The 22375-nt window shown below is 60.0% G+C and carries 18 protein-coding genes, 6 tRNA genes and 1 pseudogene (1 of these 25 cut by a window edge); 8 read left to right on the top strand and 17 right to left on the bottom strand.

Annotation, left to right across the window (positions count from 1 at the left end):
• Both rapA and rluA read left to right on the top strand, forming a co-directional pair.
• On the top strand, positions 1 to 2415 hold the 3' portion of the coding sequence (gene rapA / locus ACTG19_RS10675; RefSeq protein WP_113740418.1) for an RNA polymerase-associated protein RapA. It extends 453 nt beyond the left edge of the window; only the last 2415 of its 2868 coding nucleotides appear in the window; its start codon lies off the left edge, out of view; the stop codon is at positions 2413 to 2415.
• Positions 2416 to 2530: 115 nt separating this feature from the next.
• On the top strand, positions 2531 to 3187 hold the full coding sequence (gene rluA / locus ACTG19_RS10680) for a bifunctional tRNA pseudouridine(32) synthase/23S rRNA pseudouridine(746) synthase RluA (RefSeq protein ID WP_111809435.1): 657 nt from the start codon (positions 2531 to 2533) through the stop codon (positions 3185 to 3187).
• Positions 3188 to 3259: 72 nt separating this feature from the next.
• On the opposite strand, the gene ACTG19_RS10685 is transcribed toward rluA, so the two are convergent.
• From ACTG19_RS10685 to treR, 5 genes and pseudogenes are all read right to left on the bottom strand, one after another.
• Positions 3260 to 3448, bottom strand: coding sequence for a hypothetical protein (locus tag ACTG19_RS10685; protein WP_005336040.1), 189 nt, complete (start codon positions 3446 to 3448; stop codon positions 3260 to 3262).
• Positions 3449 to 3568: 120 nt separating this feature from the next.
• Complete coding sequence (locus tag ACTG19_RS10690) at positions 3569 to 4168, bottom strand: sugar O-acetyltransferase (protein WP_113740417.1); 600 nt, start codon at positions 4166 to 4168, stop codon at positions 3569 to 3571.
• A gap of 3 nt (positions 4169 to 4171) precedes the next feature.
• On the bottom strand, positions 4172 to 5833 hold the full coding sequence (gene treC, locus ACTG19_RS10695; RefSeq protein WP_113740416.1) for an alpha,alpha-phosphotrehalase: 1662 nt from the start codon (positions 5831 to 5833) through the stop codon (positions 4172 to 4174).
• Between the two features lie 66 nt (positions 5834 to 5899).
• Positions 5900 to 7329 (bottom strand): annotated as a pseudogene (gene treB, locus ACTG19_RS10700) (PTS trehalose transporter subunit IIBC).
• 191 nt (positions 7330 to 7520) lie between these two features.
• Entirely contained in the window at positions 7521 to 8468 is a 948-nt protein-coding gene (gene treR, locus ACTG19_RS10705) for a trehalose operon repressor TreR (RefSeq protein WP_439989064.1), read from the bottom strand.
• 137 nt (positions 8469 to 8605) lie between these two features.
• Between treR and ACTG19_RS10710 the strand changes: the two genes are divergently transcribed.
• The 6 genes from ACTG19_RS10710 to pbpG all read left to right on the top strand — a co-directional run bounded on the left by ACTG19_RS10710 (position 8606) and on the right by pbpG (position 14311).
• Positions 8606 to 9556, top strand: a complete 951-nt coding sequence (locus tag ACTG19_RS10710) for an AEC family transporter (RefSeq protein WP_439989599.1) — start codon at positions 8606 to 8608, stop codon at positions 9554 to 9556.
• A gap of 164 nt (positions 9557 to 9720) precedes the next feature.
• Positions 9721 to 9915 carry a heavy-metal-associated domain-containing protein gene (locus ACTG19_RS10715; protein ID WP_005357810.1) on the top strand — a complete coding sequence of 65 codons (195 nt, stop codon included), beginning with the start codon at positions 9721 to 9723 and terminating at the stop codon, positions 9913 to 9915.
• Positions 9916 to 10045: 130 nt separating this feature from the next.
• The gene (gene ansB / locus ACTG19_RS10720) at positions 10046 to 11104 is read left to right on the top strand and encodes an L-asparaginase 2 (protein ID WP_439989065.1); all 1059 of its coding nucleotides are present in this window, start codon (positions 10046 to 10048) and stop codon (positions 11102 to 11104) included.
• A 243-nt stretch (positions 11105 to 11347) separates the two neighbouring features.
• Positions 11348 to 12640 carry a hemolysin family protein gene (locus ACTG19_RS10725; protein WP_274161769.1) on the top strand — a complete coding sequence of 431 codons (1293 nt, stop codon included), beginning with the start codon at positions 11348 to 11350 and terminating at the stop codon, positions 12638 to 12640.
• 18 nt (positions 12641 to 12658) lie between these two features.
• Positions 12659 to 13324 carry a DedA family protein gene (locus ACTG19_RS10730; protein WP_439989066.1) on the top strand — a complete coding sequence of 222 codons (666 nt, stop codon included), beginning with the start codon at positions 12659 to 12661 and terminating at the stop codon, positions 13322 to 13324.
• Positions 13325 to 13483: 159 nt separating this feature from the next.
• Positions 13484 to 14311, top strand: coding sequence for a D-alanyl-D-alanine endopeptidase (gene pbpG / locus ACTG19_RS10735; protein WP_005348750.1), 828 nt, complete (start codon positions 13484 to 13486; stop codon positions 14309 to 14311).
• 343 nt (positions 14312 to 14654) lie between these two features.
• Here the strand turns inward: pbpG and ACTG19_RS10740 are convergent.
• The 12 genes from ACTG19_RS10740 to pncC form a co-directional block, all read right to left on the bottom strand.
• Positions 14655 to 14731, bottom strand: a tRNA-Arg gene (locus ACTG19_RS10740).
• Positions 14732 to 14759: 28 nt separating this feature from the next.
• A tRNA-Arg gene (locus ACTG19_RS10745) sits at positions 14760 to 14836 on the bottom strand.
• A 29-nt stretch (positions 14837 to 14865) separates the two neighbouring features.
• Positions 14866 to 14942: transfer RNA gene (locus tag ACTG19_RS10750), tRNA-Arg, on the bottom strand.
• Positions 14943 to 14967: 25 nt separating this feature from the next.
• Positions 14968 to 15044: transfer RNA gene (locus tag ACTG19_RS10755), tRNA-Arg, on the bottom strand.
• Positions 15045 to 15144: 100 nt separating this feature from the next.
• Positions 15145 to 15221 (bottom strand) — tRNA-Arg (locus tag ACTG19_RS10760).
• A gap of 3 nt (positions 15222 to 15224) precedes the next feature.
• Positions 15225 to 15317 (bottom strand) — tRNA-Ser (locus ACTG19_RS10765).
• A 215-nt stretch (positions 15318 to 15532) separates the two neighbouring features.
• Positions 15533 to 15721 (bottom strand): carbon storage regulator CsrA, encoded by a 189-nt coding sequence (gene csrA, locus ACTG19_RS10770; RefSeq protein ID WP_005336053.1) that lies wholly within the window; start codon positions 15719 to 15721, stop codon positions 15533 to 15535.
• 103 nt (positions 15722 to 15824) lie between these two features.
• Positions 15825 to 17063: an aspartate kinase gene (locus ACTG19_RS10775; RefSeq protein WP_206901015.1), complete on the bottom strand. Its 1239-nt coding sequence runs from the start codon at positions 17061 to 17063 to the stop codon at positions 15825 to 15827.
• Positions 17064 to 17079: 16 nt separating this feature from the next.
• Complete coding sequence (alaS, locus tag ACTG19_RS10780; protein ID WP_042033273.1) at positions 17080 to 19704, bottom strand: alanine--tRNA ligase; 2625 nt, start codon at positions 19702 to 19704, stop codon at positions 17080 to 17082.
• A 295-nt stretch (positions 19705 to 19999) separates the two neighbouring features.
• Positions 20000 to 20509, bottom strand: a complete 510-nt coding sequence (locus ACTG19_RS10785; protein WP_043822097.1) for a regulatory protein RecX — start codon at positions 20507 to 20509, stop codon at positions 20000 to 20002.
• Positions 20510 to 20553: 44 nt separating this feature from the next.
• Entirely contained in the window at positions 20554 to 21618 is a 1065-nt protein-coding gene (recA, locus tag ACTG19_RS10790; RefSeq protein WP_113740410.1) for a recombinase RecA, read from the bottom strand.
• A gap of 80 nt (positions 21619 to 21698) precedes the next feature.
• The gene (pncC, locus tag ACTG19_RS10795; RefSeq protein ID WP_042052756.1) at positions 21699 to 22190 is read right to left on the bottom strand and encodes a nicotinamide-nucleotide amidase; all 492 of its coding nucleotides are present in this window, start codon (positions 22188 to 22190) and stop codon (positions 21699 to 21701) included.
• Positions 22191 to 22375 lie beyond the last annotated feature (185 nt).

Consider the following 22375-nt stretch of genomic DNA (forward strand, 5'->3'; position numbering starts at 1 on the left):
AGCCTGATCCCGCACCAGCTCTATATTGCCCATGAAGTGGGTCACCGCTACGCTCCGCGTGTATTGCTGGCTGACGAGGTGGGTCTGGGCAAGACCATCGAAGCGGGCATGATCATTCATCAGCAGCTGCTCTCCGGCCGCGCCCATCGGGTGCTTATTCTGCTGCCCGAAACCTTGCAGCACCAATGGCTGGTCGAGATGTTGCGCCGCTTCAACCTGCACTTCTCCCTGTTTGACGAGGAGCGCTGCATCGAGGCGTTCGCCGATGCGGAGAACCCCTTCGAGACCGAACAGCTGGTGATCTGCAGCCTCGACTTCCTGCGCAAGAAGCGTCGTCGCTTCGAGCAGGTGCTGGAAGCCGAGTGGGATCTGCTGGTTGTCGACGAAGCCCACCATCTGGAGTGGAGTGAAGAGGCGCCGAGCCGGGCCTATGAGATGGTGGAAGCGCTGGCCGAACAGGTGCCGGGCGTGCTGCTGCTGACTGCGACCCCGGATCAGCTGGGCCACCAGAGCCACTTTGCCCGTCTGCGCCTGCTCGATCCCGAGCGTTTCTACGACTACGAGGCCTTCCTCGCCGAGGAGCAGGCCTATGGTCAGGTCGCCAGCGCAGCGCAAGAGCTGCTGGATGGCGAGACCCTGAGCGATGAAGCCAGACAGACCCTCGCCAGCCAGCTGGAAGGGTTGGACTTGAGCGATGCCGCCGCCCGCCAGCAGGCGGTCGCCAAGCTGCTGGACCAGCATGGCACCGGCCGGGTGCTGTTCCGCAACAGCCGCGCCAATATTCAGGGCTTCCCCGAGCGTCACCTCAACGTCTACCCCATGCCGCTGCCGGAGCAGTACAAGACTGCCATCAAGGTGATGGGCATGATGGGTGGCAACGGTGGCGATCTGCAGACCCGCGCCCTGCGCTACCTCTATCCCGAGAAGATCTTCCAGCAGTTCGAAGGCGACAACGCCACCTGGACCCAGTTCGACCCACGCGTTGAATGGTTGCTGGAGCTGCTGCTCTCTGCCCGTCAGCAGAAGGTGCTGGTGATCTGCTCCGAAGCAGCGACCGCCATCGCGCTGGAAGAGGCGCTGCGTACCCGTGAAGGGATCCGTGGTGCCGTGTTCCACGAAGGGATGTCGATCCTTGAGCGGGACAAGGCCTCCGCCTATTTCGCCCAGCAAGAGGGTGGCGCCCAGGTGCTGCTCTGCTCCGAGATCGGCTCAGAAGGGCGCAACTTCCAGTTTGCCAGCCATCTGGTGCTGTTCGATCTGCCCCTCAACCCGGATCTGCTGGAACAGCGTATCGGCCGACTGGATCGTATCGGTCAGCAGAATACCGTCGAGATCCACGTTCCCTACCTGGAAGGGACTGCCCAGCGCGCCCTGCAGCTCTGGTATCACGATGGTCTGGACGCGTTCGAGCAGACCTGCCCGACAGCTCGCCCGGTATTCGAAGCGGTACGTGAGGAGCTATTCGAGCTGCTGGCCGCCAACACCGGCGATCAGGCAGCCCTCGACGCCCTGCTGGTCAAGACCCGCGAACTGCACGAGCCGCTCAAGGCCCGACTGGAGCAGGGCCGCGATCGCCTGCTGGAGATCCACTCCAGCGGTGGCGCCGCCGCCCAGCAGCTGGTCGACAAGCTGGCCGCCGAAGATGACGACACTGGCATGATCTCCTTCGCTCTCAAGATGTTCGACGAGATCGGCGTCAATCAGGATGACCGTGGCGAGAACGCGCTGGTGCTGACCCCCGGGGATCACATGCTGGTTTCCAGCTTCCCGGGCCTGCCGCAAGACGGCATGACCATCACCTTCGATCGCAACACAGCCCTGTCGCGGGATGACATGGCGCTGCTCTCCTGGGATCACCCCATGATGCGCGGCGGTATCGACCTGATCCTGGGCTCCGAGATCGGTGCCACCTCGGTCGCACTGCTCAAGAACAAGGCGCTGCCCATCGGCTCCATCCTGCTTGAGCTGATCTTCGTTGCCGAGTCTGCGGCCCATCCCCAGCTCTACCGCTTCATGCCGCCGACGCCGATCCGTCTGCTGATGGACAAGAACGGCCAGAATCTGGGTGAGAAAGTGGCGTTCGATGCCTTCAACCGCCAGCTGACTCCGGTCAACCGCCACCTCGGCAGCAAGCTCGTGACTGCATCCCAACCGGTGATCCACGGTCTGATTGGCAAGGGCCAGGCCATTGCCGAAGAGCTGAAAGCCGGGATTGTCGACAAGGCCCGTGCCCAGATGGCGCAGACCCTGCAGCAGGATCTGGATCGTCTGGAAGCGCTCAAGGCGGTCAACCCGAACGTGCGAGACAGCGAACTGGATTATCTGCGCAATCTGCAGGCAGAATTGCACCACCTGATCGATCAGACCCAACTCAAGCTGGATGCCATCCGCTTTATCGTGGTCACCCATAACTGACAAGGTACCGACCGACAGCGGCCAGAACCAGCTCAAACTGGATACCCAAGGCCACTTTGTCGTGGTTACCCATAACTGATGGGGGCTTGCCCCCACCTTCTGATGCGAGACATTTATGTTTGAATACTCACCGCCTCTGGAACCCTGGCTCGATATCCTGTTCAAGGACAAGGACATCATGGTGGTCAACAAGCCCACTGGCCTGCTAAGCGTCCCCGGGCGCGGCCCCGAGAATGAAGACAGCGTCCTGCATCGGGTGAAACAGCAGCACCCCAAGGCGGCTGCTGCTCATCGCCTCGACATGTCCACCACTGGCGTCATTGTCATTCCCCTCAATCCCAACTCTCATCGGGAACTGAGCCGACAATTTCGCGAGCGGGAGACCGAGAAGCACTACCTCGCCTGGGTGTGGGGCGAGCCGGAAGCAGAGTCGGGGCAGGTTGACCTGCCGCTCTGCGTCGACTGGCCCAACCGCCCGAAGCAGAAGGTGGATCACGAGGAGGGGCGTCACGCTCTGACCCTGTGGCAGAAACTGAAAGTGGAGAACGGCAACAGCCTGATCAAGCTAACCCCCATCACAGGTCGTTCGCATCAGCTGCGCGTCCATATGCTGGAGCTGGGGCACCCGATCCTGGGTGACAACCTCTACGCCCATCCGGATGCGCTGGCGGCGGCACCGCACCTTTATCTGCATGCGGCCAGTCTGACCATCAGCCACCCCCGCAGCGGCGAGCGGATGACCTTCGAGGCGCCAGCCCCCTTCCCGCTCTGAGCGAAAGAGGCTCGCGCCAAATCGCAGAGATAAAAAAGCCCCCATCGCGAGATGGGGGCTTTTTCATTAGGGTCAGACGCGAATATCGATCTTGCTTCCCAGAGAAGCACTGGCCGATGTCGGTGCAACCGGCGCTGATTGCGCTGCGTTTTGCAGCAGCTTCAGCGCAGCTTCGCCCTCTTGGGTCTGCTGTTTCTTGGCCAGACTGGCCGTCATCAGAGCAGAACCAAACGACGCATTTGCAGAACTTGATATATCCATAGGGTTCCTCCTGCACTCAACAGTATCGGCCAAGCGGCCCCGAACATAAGCACTGAATGCAAAACAATCTGAAATTCGCTTTTCTATCAATCAGATAGCACTAGCATTCATGGCCCCTGTTCACTGCTGGATGGCGCCTTCAAGCTCCTGTGCCGTCATCGGCCGAAGCACCTTGCAAGGGTTGCCAGCCGCCACCACATTGGCGGGCACATCTTTGGTCACCACCGAGCCTGCGCCGATGACGCTGTTGTCACCGATAGTAACGCCGGGGCAGATGACGGCGCTGCCGCCAATCCAGACGTTGTGACCGATCCGCACCGGCTTGCCAAACTCCACCCCCTTGATACGTGGCGCCACCGCCACCGGGTGAGCGGCGGTGTAGATCTGCACCCCGGGCGCCAGCAGCACGTTGTCGCCGATGTGCACCTCGCAGACGTCGAGGATGGTGCAATTGACGTTGGCGTAGAAGTTCTCGCCGACGAAGATGTTGGCGCCATAGTCGCAAAAGAACGGCGGATTGATGGCGCACTCCTGGCAGCAGCTACCGAGCAGGTCGTGCAGCAAAGCATCCCGCGCCGGTTTCTCCTGCCAGCTGGTGTTGAAGGTGTGATAGAGCCGGCGGCAGCGCTCGCGCGCCGCTTTGAGCTCAGGGTCAGCCGCATCATAGGGCTCCCCCGCCACCATCTTCTGCCACTCGGTACCGCGCACCACCTTCTCCATTACCTACTCCATCAGCCAGATCAGGGATTCATAAGGGCGCAGCATACCCGATTGCGGTTGGGCCGGGCTATCGGGGTAGTTGCCGAGCAGCAGCCGACCTTGCCCGCTTTGTAGCTCGGCAGGCAAGGCAAACTCAACCGGCTCGCCGTAGAAGTTGCTCACCACCAGCAGGGTCTGACCGTTGGCACGGCGGGCATAGGCCCAGATCTGCGGGTGCCCGGTCAACAGCTCCTGATAATCCCCCTGAGTGAAGATGGGGTGCGCCTTGCGAAGGGCGATGAGATCCCGATAGTGCCAGAACACCGAGTTCTGGTCGGCCAGCACCGCCTCGGCATTGATCTCGGGATAGTTGGCGGCAGGCTTGAGCCAGGGCGTTCCTTGGGTGAAACCTGCATTGGCCGCTGCGCTCCACTGCATCGGCGTGCGCGAGTTGTCGCGGGACTTAGCGCCGAGAATGGCGAGGATCTCGGCCTCGCTCATCCCTTCCGCCTGCTTGATGGCGAAGATGTTGCGGCTCTCCACATCCTGATAGTCGTTGATGTGCTGATAGCCGGGGTTGGTCATGCCTATCTCCTCCCCCTGATAGATGTAGGGGGTGCCTTGCAGGCCATGCAGCGTGCTGGCCAGCATCTTGGCGGCGACCACCCTATGCTCACCCTCGTCACCGAAGCGGGAGACGATGCGCGGTTGGTCGTGATTGCACCAGAACAGCGCCGACCACCCCTTGCCGTGCATACCGCTCTGCCAGTGGTTGAAGATGCGCTTGAGTTCGAGGAAATCGAACGGCGCCTTGGTCCACTTGTCGCCGTTGGGGTAATCCACCTTCAGATGGTGGAAGTTGAACACCATGGAGAGCTCGGAGCCATCGAGGGCGCCATAGCGCTGGCAGTGTTCCAGACTGGTGGAGGACATCTCCCCCACCGTCATGGCGCCGACCGGGGCAAAGACATCGCGGCTCACATCCTGCAGGAATTCGTGGATGCGCGGCCCGTCGGTGTAGAAGCGGCGGCCATCGCCAATCTCGTCGTTCGGGAACGTCTGATCCTTGGAGATAAGGTTGATGACGTCGAGGCGGAAACCATCCACCCCCTTGTTCGCCCAGAAGTGGATGATCTTTTTGACCTCGGCGCGCACTGCAGGATTTTCCCAGTTGAGATCCGCCTGCTCGCGGGCAAACAGGTGCAGGTAGTACTGGCCGGTGGCGGGATCCAGCTCCCAGGCGCTACCACCAAACTTGGATTGCCAGTTGTTGGGCACGCCGCCATCTACCGGATCACGCCAGATGTAGTAGTCGCGGTAGGGGCTGTTCTTGTCCCCCAGCGCCGACTTGAACCAGGCATGCTCGGTGGAGGTGTGGTTCACAACTATATCCATCACGATACGGATGTCCCGCTCGTGAGCGGCAGCCAGCAGCTCCTCGAAATCTTCCATGGTGCCGTAGGCGGGGTCGATGGCGTAGTAATCGGCGATGTCGTAACCGTTATCCACCTGCGGGGAGACGTAGACCGGGGTCAGCCAGAGGGCATCGACCCCCAGCGTCTTGAGGTAGTCGAGGCGGGCCATGATCCCCTTGAGGTCGCCGGTGCCACGGGCCGCGGAATCCTGAAAGCTCTTGGGGTAAATCTGGTAAATCACGGCACTCTGCCACCAGGGTGTTTGGCTCATGGGTCTTTCTCTTGTCTCGAATAGAAAATGGAGAGGGCGACCCGCGGGTCGCCCTGATAATCAGTGTCAGGCGCTGGCTTGGGTCAACTTGCCAGCGGCTTGCTGGCGCTTGTAGACCAGCAAGGTCAGCACCACCGGCACCACAATGGCGACCAGCATGGCGATGGCAAACACCGCCCAATATTGCGGCTGGATGGAGAGGATGCCGGGCAGGCCGCCTACCCCGATGCCGTTTGCCATCACCCCGGCAAAGCCGCAGATGAGGGCCGCGAGGCTTGAGCCCACCATGGCGCACAGCATGGGAACTTGTACTTGAGGTTGATGCCGTACATGGCCGGCTCGGTCACCCCGAGGTAAGCGGAGATGGCGGCAGGTACCGAGATCTCCCGTTCGTTCTCCTTGCGGCTAATCAGAATGATGCCGACGACCGCAGAAGCCTGGGCGATGTTGGAGAGGGCGATCAGCGGCCAAATCGGGGTGCCACCCATGCTCTGCATCAGTTGCAGATCCACCGCGTTGGTGGTGTGGTGGATGCCGGTGATGACCAGCGGCGCATAGAGGAAACCGAACAGGGCGGCACCGATAGGGGCGAAGGAGCCGGTCATGGCGGCCTTGGCAGCGAAGCCGACGCCCTCACCAATCCAGCGGCCGAACGGGCCGATAAAGGCGTGGGCCACGATCACCGCCAGCAGCAGGGAGATGAAGGGGACTATGACCAGGTAGAGGTAGGCCGGGATGATGCGCTTCAAGTTAGTCTCGACCCAGGCGAGGAAGACCCCCGCCAGCAGAGCCGGAATGACCTGCGCCTGATAACCCACCTTTTGGATGACGAACAGACCGAAGTCCCACACCTCGGGGGTCTGTTGGCCGATGCCATAGGCGTTCATCAGCTGGGGCGACACCAGTGTGATACCGAGCACTATGCCCAAAATCTCGGAGCCGCCCATCTTCTTCACCGCCGACCAGCAGACGCCCACCGGCAGGAAGTGGAAGATGGCCTCACCCAGCAGCCAGAGGAAGGCGTGCACCTGGGCCCAGAACTGGCTGATCTCGGTGAGGGTATGAGTGCCATCGTCGAACATCTTGATGTCGCCGATGACGTTGCGAAAGCCCAGGATCAGACCGCCGGTGATGATGGCGGGCAGCAGGGGCACGAAGATCTCCGCCAGGTGGGAGATGCCCCGCTCCAGCGGATTCATGTTCTGGCGCGCCGCCTGCTTGGCGGTCTCCTTGCTGCCGCCGCTGACGCCGCTCTCTTCGGTCAGCGCCTTGTACCACTGCTCCACCTCGTTGCCGATGACCACCTGGAACTGGCCGCCCTGGGTGAAGCTCCCCTTCACCGCCGGGATGGTCTCGATGGCCTTGCTGTCGGCTTTGGCCGGATCGTTGAGGACGAAGCGCAGCCGGGTCAGGCAGTGGCTGACGGTGGCGATATTCTCCTTGCCGCCGATCTTGTCGATGAGCGTGGCCAGATGTTGTGTGTTGATCTTGGACATGAGCCTTCCCTCTGTGACTCCATTGATAGTGATCTGCCTCGCCCTTCTGAGCCAGTCTGCCGGCTCGAGCGTTATTGGTATCGTTCCCAATCAGCATGACGGCAATTTGGCCAGATCAAAATGGGAACGTTCCCATTTCGTGGTCAGCGTCACAAAAAGCGCGTTTTTTGTGCAGTGCTAAGTGATGGGGTTCACAGGGTATGACAGGGAGCTATGGTCGCCAGCGGGCAGCACTCCTGCTCGATCTGACCGAGCAACTGACGGGCCGCCTGCTCCCCCGCCCCCTTGTAACCCAGATCCAGGCTGAGGGCGTTGGGGAAGAGGAAGGTAAGCATGGGGTTGTTACCAAGACCGGTCACCAACACCTCGCAACGTCCTTGTTCTTGCAAGTATTTTGCCGCACCCATGGCGAGAGTATCGCTGGCACAGACCAGCGCCTGGGTGGTGGGAGTCAGCAGCTCAGCCGCCAGCCGGTAGCCACTTTGCAGGCTGAGGTCACCGAGGGCGCTGCGTGCCGCCAGGCCCTGTTCCCGGCAAAAGGCCAGATAGGCGTCGAGCCGGCGCTGACCCGTGGTGAGATCCGAGGCATCCACCCCGAGATAGGCGATATCACGGATATTACGCGCCACCAGCTGGGTCAGCATGGTGCGCACCGCACCGGCATCGTCGAAACAGACCGAAGAGAAGCCCGGATGCTCGCGCGCCACCAGCACCAGTTTCTCTTTCAGTGGTGCCATGGCGTCATAATCCAGATCGTTGAAGGCAAAGAGGATAATGCCATCCACCCCGCGCCGCTCCAGCACCGCCAGATGTTCCTGCACCTTGGCCGGGGAGAACTTGCTCTCCATCAGCACGGCGTCATAACCGCGCTGATAGAGGGTTTCCAGCATGCCGCGCACCGCCTGGTTTTCGGAACTTGAATCGAGCCGCGAGACGATGATGCCGACCACCTGCTGGCTCTGGCTGCGCATGGCCCGCGCCGACTTGCTCGGCACGAAGCCGTGCTCGGCGATGACCTGCTCCACCCGCTCGCGGGTCTCCTGCTTCACCTTGGGATCCTGGTTGAGCACCCGGGAGACGGTCGACTTGCCGACGCCACTCAGTCTGGCGATATCGAGGATGGTCAGTTTCTTGTCCATGAATTGGCTCACAGGAGGCTAGGCGGTGGAATTGCCCACATTGTTGTGATTAACCCCTGTGAATACAAGCCCATGGCGTTAGAATGCCCTTTTTGCCCCGCCGTCAGGGTGTGTGGGTACAGCACAGGATGCCCATCATGGATCTGCTGGCCAGTCTGCTCTTCTCCCTCTCAATCACAGGCCCCATCTGCGTGGTGTTGCTGCTCGGCATCTTGCTCAAGCGGTGGGGGCTGCTGCCAGATCCCTTTACCGAATCCGCCTCGCGACTGGTATTTCAGGTCACCCTGCCCGCCCTGCTCTTTCTCAGTATTCTTGGCACCAACTTCGCCACCATGCCGAGCCTCTGGTTTATCGGCTATGGCCTGCTCGCCACCGTTATCAGCTATCTGGTGCTGGAGCTGCTGGCCGGACGTTTTATCGAGGAGCAGCGGCTGCGCGGCATCTTCGTGCAGGGGAGCTTTCGCGGCAACAGCGCCATTATCGGGCTCGCCTATGTGCAGAACGCCTACGGCCACGAGGGGTTGGGGGCGGCGGCCTTCTATGTCGGCGCGGTGACCGTGCTCTACAACATTCTCGCGGTGATCACCCTCACCCGCAGTCTCGGCGGTGCCACCGGCATTCGCCCCATTCTGCTCGGCATCATCAAGAATCCGTTGATCATCGCCATTGTGGCGGCGCTGCCCTTTACCCTGCTCGGTATCAAGATGCCGCAACTGCTGCTCACCACCGGCAGCTACTTCGCCAACATGACGTTGCCGCTGGCGCTGATCTGCACCGGCGCCTCTCTCAGCCTCGATGCCCTGCGTGGTGGTGCAGCCATTGCGGGCTGGGCCAGCATCATGCGGCTCTGTCTCATTCCGGCTGCGTTCACTCTGGGGGCGGCCCTGCTCGGCTTCAGCCATCTGGAGCTGGGCATTCTGTTTCTCATCAGCGCTACCCCGACTGCCGCCGCCAGCTATGTGATGACCCGTGCCATGGGGGGCGACAGCGTGCTGGCCGCAAACATCATCGCCACCACCACCCTCGGTTCTCTGGTCACTACCAGCCTCGGGGCAACTCTGATGAATTATCTCGGTCTTATGTACTGACCCTGCCCGAGGAAACTGCCAACCTCATCGCCACCACGAACCTTGGCTCCCATACACCGGCAGGGAGCCATCCTGATGAACTATCTGGGTCTTATGTACTGACGGCTTGACCTTGCCGGAGGCGGCAGCTTTAGGCTGGCGCTCATCAACAAAGGAGATATCCCATGACCATCGAACTCACAGTGTCCGGCATGTCCTGTGGTGGCTGCGCCGCCAGTCTGCAAAAAGCGCTGCTGGCCCAGCCTGCGGTCACCACCGCAACCGTCGATTTCGCCAGCAGCAAGGCCGTCATTGAGAGCGAGCTGAGCAAGGCCGAGCTGATCGCCCTGATCGAAGCCAAGGGTTTCTCTGCGAGTTAAATTATCTCCATAGAGGTATAAAACAGGTTAAAAATCTGTACTCACCTGTCTTTTGGTGAGTTTTATCACAGACCCGGGTTATTAAACGGGCAAACTTGCTGCGATTATTCCAACCACAAGGATTTGCAGCATGACCCTACCGATCCGCAAGACCCTGCTCGCCGCCGTCGTCAGCCTGACCCTCTCCCCCATGGCAATGGCCCTGCCCAACGTCCATATTCTGGCAACCGGCGGCACCATTGCCGGAGCTGGCCAGTCCGCTACCCAGTCCAACTACGAGGCTGGCAAGGTGGCCATCGAAACCCTGATCGCCGCCGTGCCCGAGATGAAGAACGTGGCCGATGTGCAGGGTGAGCAGGTGGTGAAGATCGGCTCCCAGGACATGAACGACGAGGTGTGGCTCAAGCTGGCCAAACGGGTCAACGAGCTGCTGGCCAAGGATGACGTGGATGGCATTGTCATCACCCACGGCACCGACACCATGGAAGAGACCGCCTACTTCCTCAATCTGACCGTCAAGAGCGACAAGCCGGTGGTATTGGTTGGCGCCATGCGTCCCTCCACCGCCATGAGTGCCGATGGCCCGCTCAACCTCTACAACGCCGTGGTGACCGCCTCCGACCCCGCCTCCAAGGGCCGTGGCGTGATGGTGGCGATGAACGACACAGTGCTGGATGCCCGCGACGTCACCAAGACCAACACCACCGGGGTGCAAACCTTCGCCTCCCCCAACTTTGGCCCGCTCGGCTACATCCACAACGGCAAGATCGACTATCAGCGCAGTCCGGCTCGCCTGCACACCAGCAAGACCCCGTTTGATGTGAGCAAGCTCGACAAGCTGCCACAGGTCGGCATCGTCTACAGCTACGCCAACGCCACCGATCTGCCGGCCAAGGCGATGGTGGATGCCAAGTTCGACGGCATCGTCAGCGCCGGGGTGGGCAACGGCAACCTCTACCACACCCTGTTCGACACCCTGGCTAAGGCGAGCAAGGACGGCATCCGGGTAGTGCGCTCCGCCCGCGTACCGACCGGCTCCACCACTCTGGATGCCGAGATCGATGATGCCAAGTACGGCTTCGTCGCCGCCGAGACCCTCAACCCGCAGAAGGCGCGGGTGCTGCTGATGCTCTCCCTGACCCAGAGCAAGGATCCGGCCCAGATCCAGCGCTGGTTCCAGCAGTTCTGATAAGGGTTGTCTGACAAGTGATAAGCAAGGGCGGGACTTCCCGCCCTTTTCACTCCTGCAATGCTGCCTCGCCCATTACGCCGTTTGGCGGGGTCGTCCCTCTCTTTTCCGGCCATCTTTTTCAGCCATCGCAAAGCGCTGTCATCAAATTAGCGAGCCGGATCACCCGCTTTCACAAGCGCATCGCCGCCAAATTCATTACACTGCCAGCGATCTTATCCACTCAAGGAGTGCTGTTGCTGTATGGAAATATTGATCCTGCTGGGATTGATTTTGCTTAATGGCGTCTTCGCCATGTCAGAAATCGCCATCGTCACCGCACGCAAGGCTCGCCTCGGCAAGCTTGCCTCTGAAGGCAACCGCTCCGCCGCCATTGCCCTCAAACTGGGCGAAGACCCGACCCATTTTCTCTCTGCCGTCCAAATCGGCATTACCAGCATAGGTTTGCTCAACGGTATCTACGGCGAATCCCTGCTGGCCCAGCCCTTCTCCCTCTGGTTGCAGGAGTGGGGACTATCCCCCAAGAGCAGCGGCCTGATCGCCACCGTCATAGTAGTGGTGGTGGTTACTTACCTCTCCATCGTGGTGGGGGAGCTGGTGCCCAAGCGGCTCGGCCAGCTCAATGCCGAGCGCATCGCCTGTCTGGTCGCGCGCCCCATGCACTGGCTCGCCACCCTGACCCGCCCCTTCGTCTGGCTGCTGTCGGCCTCTACCAATGCCAGCCTGCGGCTGCTGCGGGTCAACCAGAACGGCAGCGCCAACGTTACCGAGGAGGAGATCCACGCCATGCTGGTGGAGGGCTCTGAAGCCGGGGTGATCGAGGATCATGAACACACCATGCTGCGCAACGTCTTCCGTCTCGACGAGCGCAGCCTCTCCTCCCTGATGGTGCCGCGCAGCGATATCTGCTATCTGGATCTGGCGCTGCCGCTGGAGACCAACCTGCAGCGGCTGGTGGAGTATCGCCACAGCTATTTTCCGGTCTGCGACGGCAACCTGTCAGAATTGGTGGGTATCATCAATGTCAGCAAGGTGCTGCACGCCTATATCAAGGGGGAGCCCATCGATCTGGTTGCCCTGACCCAGGAGGGCAGCCTGCTGCCCGAGACCCTCAACGGCGTCGAGCTGCTCAACCACTTCCGCACCCACAGCGAACAGATGGCGCTGGTGGTGGACGAATATGGCGAGTTGCAGGGACTGGTCACCCAGCAGGATCTGCTGGAGGCGCTGGCGGGGGATTTCCAGCAGGAGGATGGCGAGGACAACTGGGCATTCCGGCGCGCCGACGGCAGCTGGCTGCTCGATGGCCTGATCCCGCTGCCCGAGTTGAAGGACTGTCTGGAGCTGGTTCGTCTGCCAGAAGAAGAAAAACATCACTATCACACCCTCGGAGGGCTTATCATGCTGCTCCTTGGTCGTGTTCCACAAACCGGAGACCTGGTGACACTGGAACAGTGGCAACTGGAAATTGTTGACATGGATGGCCTGCGCATCGACAAGGTGCTCGCCATGCCCTTGACCGATCAACCCAGCTAACCTGCGGAGTTTGCAAGTATGGAGCAGTTTTACCAACTGGCTCACGCCTTTATGAATCACGATCTGAACACACTTTCCGATCCCAAGATGGCCTTCATGATCTGTGGTGTGATTCTGACGTTTCTGGTACTGGAAAACGGATTCATCCCTACCGCCTTTCTGCCCGGTGACAGCCTGCTGATCCTCACCGGCGTGCTCATCTATCAGGATGTATTGTCTCTCGGGGTGATCCCGCTGTTGATCATGGCTACCTTTGTCGGCACCTGGCTCGGTTACATGCAGGGGCGCTTTCTCGGCCACACCCAGCTCTACCACCGACTGATGTCCCATGTTGAAGAGCGACACCAGCAGAAGGTATACCATCTGCTGGACAAGTACGGGATCATCACCCTGATCACCGCTCGCTATATCGCCTTCGTGCGCACCGCCTACCCCTATATCGTCGGCGCCACCGAACTGCCCCAGGGACGTTTCCTCATCGTCAATCTGGTCAGCTCCATCATGTGGATCTGCCCGCTGGTCGGGTTTGGCTACTACCTTAGCCACACCAAGCTGGCCGCCGAATACCAGACCCAGTTCTTCAACATCATCATCTATCTGCCAGTGGCCCTGCTGGTGGGTGGCATGGTGGCGCTGGTCTGGCGCTGGATCAGCAAACGCAGGGCCGCGCAGCCGCGGGATTGACCCCTCGCCCAACGCCCGACCCGAAAGCCCTCGCCAGAGGGCTTTTTTGATCGCCAATTTTGCGCAAATAGCAGAAATAGTCCCGCTCGGCCCTTGTAAAGCCGGGGTAAAAATGAGTGAATCTAGCGCCTTTTTTTGGATGGGAATGGAGTCGGTTGTATGTGGTGTCGGATTCGCGCAGCAGCGCTGGTTGTCGGGTTGATGGGAATGCTGGGATTGCCTGCGGTCAGCGCGGCACCCAACCCTGCCAAACTGGAAGTACGCTCGAGCAGCGCCCTGGTCGTGGATGTAAAAACGGGCAAGACGCTCTACCAGAAGAATGCCACCAAGGTGCGTCCCATCGCCTCCCTCACCAAGCTGATGACAGCGCTGGTGGTGCTGGATGCCAAGCAAAATCTCAACCAGACCATCACGGTCGACAAGAACGATCTGGATCGGGTCAAACACACCCACTCCCGCATCCGCATGGGCACCAAGGTGACCCGCCGCGACGCCCTGCATCTGGCGCTGATGTCCTCCGAAAACCGGATGGCCTCGGCACTGGCGCGTCACTATCCGGGCGGTCGCAGCGCCTTCGTGCGGGCCATGAACAACAAGGCCAGACAGCTGGGTATGCGTAATACCCACTTCTACGACTCCACCGGCCTCTCCACCCGCAACGTTTCCACCGCCCAGGATCTGGGCAAGCTGGCCGCCGCCGCCTATCGCCAGCCGCTGATCCGTCAGTTCACTCAGGATGAGAACCGGGAGATGCGCTTCAGCGCCCCCGCCTACAGCCTGATGTTCAACAACACCAACCCGCTGGTGAAAAACCCGGATTGGGACGTGCGCCTCTCCAAGACCGGCTTCACTGACGAAGCGGGTCGCTGTCTGGTGATGCGCGCCAAACCGGACAGCCGCGAGCTCGCCATCGTGCTGCTCAACTCGGTGGGCAAACGCACTCCCATCGGCGATGCCAACCGCATTCGCAAATGGTTGAAAAGCTGAGTAAATATCTCGACACAAAAGGATGCTGCGGCATCCTTTTTTATTGCCCGCAGAACGCCTCTGCAGGCCTTGCAGGATGTTGATGAGCGAACCCTTAGGATGATCTGCGCGGCATCTTCCGTTGCAACAGCAGGCATACAGGGCGCCTATAGATGAGGCAAAGGGTGGTGAGGCGGGGCAACGATCAGAAGAGCTATGCGCAATCACAGAAAGGGGAAGAAATGAGTACAAGAACAGCCAGGTAAACGGGCGATCTACCCGCAACAGCGCACGGGGATCCGCACCAAAAAACTAAATATCGCCCATAAAAAAACAGCCCCGACCGAAGTCGAGGCTGTCTGTATGGTGCGCCCGAGAGGATTCGAACCTCTGACCACCTGGTTCGTAGCCAGGTACTCTATCCAGCTGAGCTACGGGCGCTCATAAACTTTTGGTACTGCTTGAAATATGGTGCGCCCGAGAGGATTCGAACCTCTGACCACCTGGTTCGTAGCCAGGTACTCTATCCAGCTGAGCTACGGGCGCTCACAAACTTTTGTGTACTGCTTGAAAAATGGTGCGCCCGAGAGGATTCGAACCTCTGACCACCTGGTTCGTAGCCAGGTACTCTATCCAGCTGAGCTACGGGCGCTCATAAATCGTTGTTTCGTTTTAAATGGTGCGCCCGAGAGGATTCGAACCTCTGACCACCTGGTTCGTAGCCAGGTACTCTATCCAGCTGAGCTACGGGCGCCCTGTTTTAAAACGATAAAAAAAGCTTACTTATCAGTAAGCCTTTTCCAAAGTGTCGACTTGCTGATGGTCAACACATGACTCTTGCTTGAGTCGTAATATGGTGCGCCCGAGAGGATTCGAACCTCTGACCACCTGGTTCGTAGCCAGGTACTCTATCCAGCTGAGCTACGGGCGCAAATGGCGGAGAAGGGGGGATTCGAACCCCCGATGCGGGTATAAGCCGCATACTCCCTTAGCAGGGGAGCGCCTTCAGCCTCTCGGCCACCTCTCCGTTTGCGGGGCTGATAATACTTCACAGGGATTTTTAGTCAAACACTTTTTTGGAGAAAAAAGTGCGTTCGCTCAGCATTTGGTCAAAGCGTGGAATATTCAAACAATATCGGCACTTATCCCGCAGTTTCGCGCCCTGCAGGGCGAATTTCCGGGGGCCGGAAAAAACAAAAGGCGACACATAAGGTGTCGCCTTGTCACAGCCATGAAAGTGGCTTAGAAGCCCGGTTGGCCCGGAACTTTCTCGGCCTGGATGCGCTGGTAGATCTCTTCGCGGTGAACGGAGACCTCTTTCGGCGCGTTAACACCGATACGGACCTGGTTGCCTTTAACGCCCAGTACGGTGACAGTCACTTCATCACCAATCATCAGGGTTTCCCCAACACGACGAGTCAAAATAAGCATTCGCTTGCTCCTGTATCCTGTTTTGTTTTTATATCGATATGCGACATTATCTAACAAAGATACCGATATGGTAAATGGTTGAAACTAAATCAATCAGAGATTGTTAGCCCAAGGGCTGCTCTTGCGGTGCCTGATCCAACCCGAAAGCCGCGTGCAGGGCTCGCACCGCCAGCTCCAGATACTTCTCGTCAATCACCACAGAGATTTTGATTTCAGAGGTCGAGATCAACTGCATGTTGATCCCCTCCTCGCCCAATACCTTGAACATGGTGCGCGCAACACCGGGATGGTTCCACATGCCGACACCGACAATGGAAACCTTGGCAATTTCGCCATTTCCCTGCACGCAGGAGGCGCCAAGTTCGGTGGCGGTCTCCTCCAGCAGTGCCCGGGCGCGGCGATAGTCGTCACGATTCACCGTGAAGGTGAAGTCGGCGGTGCCATCTCCCAGGGTGTTCTGCACAATCATGTCGACATCAATGTTGGCGTCGCTGATCGGATTCAGGATCTGCGCGGCAACGGTTGGTCTGTCCGGCACGCCCAGAATGGTCAGGCTGGCCTCGTTGCGGTTAAAAGCGATCCCGGATACCAGGGGAGCTTCCATCCTATCACCTCCATATGTGATTAAGGTTCCCTCTCCATCGATAAAGCTCGACAGCACCCGCAGCGGGACGCGGTACTTGCCCGCAAACTCCACCGAGCGGATCTGCAGCACCTTGGCGCCGAGACTGGCCATCTCCAGCATCTCCTCGAAGGTGATGGTGTCGAGACGACGCGCCTTGGGCTCGATGCGCGGATCCGTGGTGTATACCCCATCCACATCGGTAAAGATCTGGCACTCATCGGCCTTGATGGCCGCCGCCACGGCAACCGCCGTGGTATCCGAACCGCCGCGGCCCAGCGTCGTGATGGCGTTATGCTCGTCACGGCCCTGGAAACCGGCGATCACCACCACCTTGCCTGCAGCCAGTTCGGCATGAACCAGCTCGGTGTCGATGTGGGTGATGCGCGCCTTGCCATAGGCGGAATCGGTATGAATCCGTACCTGATCACCGGTCATCGAGACCGCAGGACAACCGCGTTTGTTCAACGCGATGGCCAGCAGCGCTATGGTGACCTGCTCACCGGTGGAGACCAGTACATCCATCTCGCGCCGGTTGGCATCAGGATCCAGTTGCTGGGCCATGCCCAGCAGCCGGTTGGTTTCGCCCGACATGGCGGAGACAACCACCACCACGTTGTGTCCCTGGGCGCGGGTCTGCTCGACCCGCTCAGCTACCGCCTCGATCCGCTCCAGTGTGCCGACCGAGGTGCCGCCGTACTTCTGTACATAGAGTGCCACAGATCACCTCGCCCGATTACAGGCGCTCTTCCAGCCAGGAATGAACGGATTGCAGCGCTGCCGGCACCGCCTCAGGCTGGGTACCACCCGCCTGTGCCATGTCCGGACGGCCACCGCCCTTGCCACCCACCTGCTGGGCAACCAGATTGACCAGCTCACCGGCCTTGACCTTGCCGGTCAGGTCGTTGGTGACACCCGCGATCAGGTTGACCTTGCCATCGGCACAGGTGGCCAGCAGCACGACACCAGACTTCATCTGGTTCTTCAGCTCGTCCAGCATGCCGCGCAGGGATTTCGGATCGGCCCCTTCCAGCGCTGCAACCAGCACCTTCTGACCGTTGATCTCGATTACCTGGCCCAGCAGGTCGTTACCGGCCTGAGCGGCCAGCTTGGCCTTAAGCTGCTCCAGCTCGCGCTCCATCATCTTGGCCTTGTCCAGCATCTGGCGAACCTTGTCGGCGATGCAGAACTGGTCACCTTTCACCAGAGCGGCAGCCTCTTCGATCTGCTCGCCAACCTGATGCATGAAGTCGATGGCCGCTTTGCCGGTCACCGCTTCGATACGGCGCACGCCAGCAGCGATACCGCTCTCGGCGATGATCTTGAAGAAGCCGATATCACCGGTGCGCTTGGCGTGAGTACCGCCGCACAGCTCGGTGGAGTAGTCCCCCATGCGCACAACACGCACGTCGTCTTCATATTTTTCACCAAACAGGGCCATGGCACCGGCGGACTTGGCCGCTTCCAGATCCATCAGCTGGGTGGTGATTTCGTGGTTGGCGCGGATCTGGTTGTTGACCAGCTCCTCGACCCGGCGAATGGTCGCCATGGTCAGCCCCTCGAAGTGGGAGAAGTCGAAACGCATGCGCTCGGCTCCAACCAGAGAACCTTTCTGGGTGACGTGCTCGCCCAGAGCCTGACGCAGAGCTGCGTGCAGCAGGTGAGTCACTGAGTGGTTCAGGGCGATGGCCTGACGACGGTCAGCGTCTACCACGGCCTCGACCTCGGCCCCTTTCTCCAGGGTGCCCAGCTCCATGTAGCCCTTGTGGATGATCGCCTTGCCCGCTTTCAGGGTATCGGTCACGGCAAAGATGCCGTCGTCCACTTTCAGGGTACCGCTGTCGCCAATCTGGCCGCCGGACTCGGCGTAGAAGGGGGTCTCTTCCAGCACGATGACTGCTTCGTCACCGGCGATCAGACCGCTCACCTCTTCCACACCCTTGTAGATGCCGACCACGCGAGTGCGCTCGCTCAGGGTCTTGTAACCGGTGAAGGGGGTCTCGAAGTCGAGCTTGAGCATCTCGTTGTAGTTCACGCCGAAGCTGGACGCTTCCTTGGCACGAGCACGCTGCTTCTCCATCTCGGCCTTGAAGCCCTCTTCGTCGATGCCGATCTCGCGCTCGCGCACCACGTCGGCAGTCAGGTCGGCCGGGAAGCCGTAAGTGTCATAGAGCTTGAACACCACTTCACCCGGAATAACCTTGGCATCGCCCAGGTTGGCCAGAGCGTCTTCCAGCAGCAGCAGACCGCGATCCAGCGTGCGGACGAACTGCTCCTCTTCGATGCGCAGCACGCGCTCGACCAGCGGCAGCTGGGCGATCAGCTCGGCAGCGACATCCTTCATCTGCACTGCCAGCTCGGCAGCCAGTTTGTAGAAGAAGACATCGGTAGCGCCCAGCTTGCGACCGTGACGCACGGCGCGGCGGATGATGCGGCGCAGCACATAGCCACGACCTTCGTTGGACGGCATCACGCCATCTGCCACCAGGAAGGCGCAGGAGCGGATGTGGTCAGCGATGACGCGCAGGGACTGGTTGCTCAGATCGGTGGTGCCGACAATCTCGGCCGCTTTCTTGATCAGCGCCTGGAAGATGTCGATTTCGTAGTTGGAGTGGACACCCTGCATGATGGCGGAGATACGCTCCAGACCCATGCCGGTATCCACGGACGGACGGGGCAGCGGCTCCATGGTGCCGTCAGCCTGACGGTTAAACTGCATGAAGACCACGTTCCAGATCTCGATGAAACGGTCGCCATCCTCTTCCGGTGAGCCGGGACGGCCACCCCAGATGTGATCGCCGTGGTCATAGAAGATCTCGGTGCAGGGACCGCACGGGCCGGTATCGCCCATCGCCCAGAAGTTGTCGGAAGCGTAAGGGGCCCCTTTGTTGTCACCGATGCGCACAATGCGATCGGCCGGGACACCGACCTCTTTTTCCCAGATATCGAAAGCTTCATCGTCAGTCGCGTAGACGGTCACCAGCAGGCGATCTTTCGGCAGCTGCAGCACCTCGGTCAGGAAGCCCCATGCAAACTTGATGGCATCCTGTTTGAAGTAGTCACCGAAGCTGAAGTTGCCCAGCATTTCGAAGAAGGTGTGGTGACGAGCGGTATAGCCGACGTTTTCCAGATCGTTGTGCTTACCACCGGCACGCACGCAACGCTGGGAAGTCGTCGCGCGATTGTAGGCACGCTTGTCTGCGCCAAGGAACACGTCCTTGAACTGGTTCATACCCGCGTTGGTAAACAACAGGGTCGGGTCGTTATGCGGTACCAGCGAGCTGGAGGAGACAACCTGGTGCCCCTGGGAACGGAAATACTCGAGAAACGCAGCGCGAATCTCTGACGTGGACATATACATGGAAAATCCTGCTTGATTCGAATACGGACTTTTAACCGCATTAATGTAAGTTTTCTGCGGGGTAAAGTAAAACGGACAGGGCCGCCACGGGCGAAAAAGCGCACATAAACGGGCCAGAAAAGAGCGCCACTGCCTACAGTGGCTTTTTTCACTGTCGAGAGGCAAAAAAGCAGCGCATAAAGAGGGATGAGATGAACAAAAGGCCGCTTTTTCGGGATTGTGCGCGCAAGCTACTGAACGGGCAGGAAAAACCTGCCATAAGGAGAGGTGAAACAACGTTTGCCACGCAGTGGCGTTACTCCTCCCGCTCCTGCAGGGCAGAGATGGCATAACGGGCCTGATCCTGGGTAAAGCCGCGCCCCAGCAGATACTTGAGCCACTTCATCCGCAGCTTGAAATCCGCCAGATCGGCCACCCGGGCGCGCCGTTCGAGCAGGGCAAACGCCAGTTCGAACCAGTCCAGCTCCGGCTGATCGAATGCGGCATCAATCTGCATATCGTCGAGCCCCTTGCGGCGCAGATCGAAACGGATCTTGATGGGGCCATGGCCCTTGGCGGCACCGGCCCGTACAGCCATACCGCCGTAACGTTCGTCATTGACCCAGTTGTAACCGCGGCAGTAGTCGACCACCGCCTCGATCACCTCTTCATTGAAGCCCTGCTGGCGCAGCCGGTTGGCCAGCTCTGACTCGGCACTCTCGCGACGGGCCAGACTGCGCATGGCATAAGCACGGGCAGCGGCCAGCTGCTCGGCAAAGGTCGGTTCGGCAGGCTCGACCGGTTCGGTAACGGATTCATCAACCATCATAAATAACAAGGCCGGGTATCTACCCGGCCTTCCTTTGTTCCTTATTCGAACTCTTGTTCGCTTTCGGCATCGAACTCGTCTGCCTCAACCGATGCAGCCTTGTCATCGACTGGCACGGCACCGGAGAGCAGCAGCTCGCGCAGACGGGCTTCCACTTCACCAGCCATCACCTTGTTCTCGGCGAACAGCTTCATCACGTTGGCCTTGCCCTGACCGATCTTCTCGCCGTTGTAGCTGTACCAGGCACCCGCCTTGTCGATCAGCTTGTGCTTGACGCCGAGATCCACCAGCTCGCCCTCTTTGGAGATACCGGCACCGTAGAAAATCTGGAATTCAGCCTGCTTGAAGGGCGGGGCAACTTTGTTCTTGACCACTTTGACGCGAGTCTCGTTACCGACCACTTCGTCACCTTCCTTGATAGCGCCGATACGACGGATATCCAGACGCACGGAGGCGTAGAACTTGAGCGCGTTACCACCGGTAGTGGTCTCCGGGCTACCGAACATGACGCCGATCTTCATCCGGATCTGGTTGATGAAGATGCACAGGCAGTTGGCGTTCTTGATGTTGGCAGTCAGCTTGCGCAGCGCCTGGGACATCAGACGGGCCTGCAGGCCAACGTGGGAGTCACCCATCTCCCCTTCGATTTCCGCTTTCGGCGTCAGGGCCGCCACGGAGTCGACGATGATGACGTCAACCGCGTTGGAGCGCACCAACATGTCGCAGATCTCCAGCGCCTGTTCACCGGTATCCGGCTGGGAGATGAGCAGGTCGTCGACGTTGACGCCCAGCTTGGCAGCATAGATAGGATCCAGTGCGTGCTCCGCATCGACGAAGGCACAGGTTTTGCCCTTCTTCTGGGCTTCCGCGATCACCTGCAGGGTGAGGGTGGTTTTACCGGAAGATTCCGGGCCGTAGATTTCGACGATACGGCCACACGGCAGACCGCCGATCCCCAGCGCCACGTCCAGCGAGAGGGAACCGGTGGAGATGGCTTCGATATCCATGGTCTTGCTGTCGCCCAGACGCATGATGGAACCTTTGCCGAACTGCTTTTCAATCTGACCCAGCGCAGCCGCCAGTGCCTTCTGTTTGTTCTGATCCATGCCAATCTCCGCTGGAAATCGTGAGTAAAAAGTGAAGTTGGGCTAAGTATACTGTCTATTCATACAGTATCAAGCCCAATTTATCTGAGCAGGGCCAACAGACCCGACAAGGCCTGTCTCACCGCCTGCTGGCGCACCTGTCGGCGATCCCCGTCGAAGCGGGCGAGCAGGGAGTGGTGACGGCCGTTGCGGTCGGCCCAGGCGAACCAGACGGTGCCGACCGGCTTGCCCTCGGTGGCGCCGCCGGGGCCGGCGATGCCACTGATAGCAACGCTGATGGAGGCAGACGAGTGCGCCAGCGCGCCGCGGGCCATCTCCAGCACCACGGCTTCGCTCACCGCACCGTGCTGCTCAAGGCTCTCACTGCTCACCCCCAACATCTGCTGCTTGGCTTCGTTGGTGTAGGTGACAAATCCGCGATCGAACCAGCCGGAGCTGCCCGCGATGTCGGTGATGGCGCTGGCCACCCCGCCGCCGGTACAGGATTCGGCAGTCGCCGCCAGCCAGCCCCGCTGGCCAAGGGCCCGTCCCAGCTCGATGGCAAGGTGCTCTATCTCTGCATCCAGTTTCATCACGACTCCTTCTGATCCGCTCAAGGGGCACATTATGCGATCCCGCTAGCGCCGCCCGCAACCACGGCAGACCGCCATTGCCTGCCGCAATGTGAGGTGCTGCACCGGAGTCATACCTTCAATAGCGCAGAGCAGCTGCGCCCGGAACACCCGCTCCCCCGTCGCGGCGCTTATGTGTAGAATGG

The organism is Aeromonas sp. 3P (genome assembly GCF_051919745.1).
Classification (GTDB): domain Bacteria; phylum Pseudomonadota; class Gammaproteobacteria; order Enterobacterales; family Aeromonadaceae; genus Aeromonas; species Aeromonas veronii.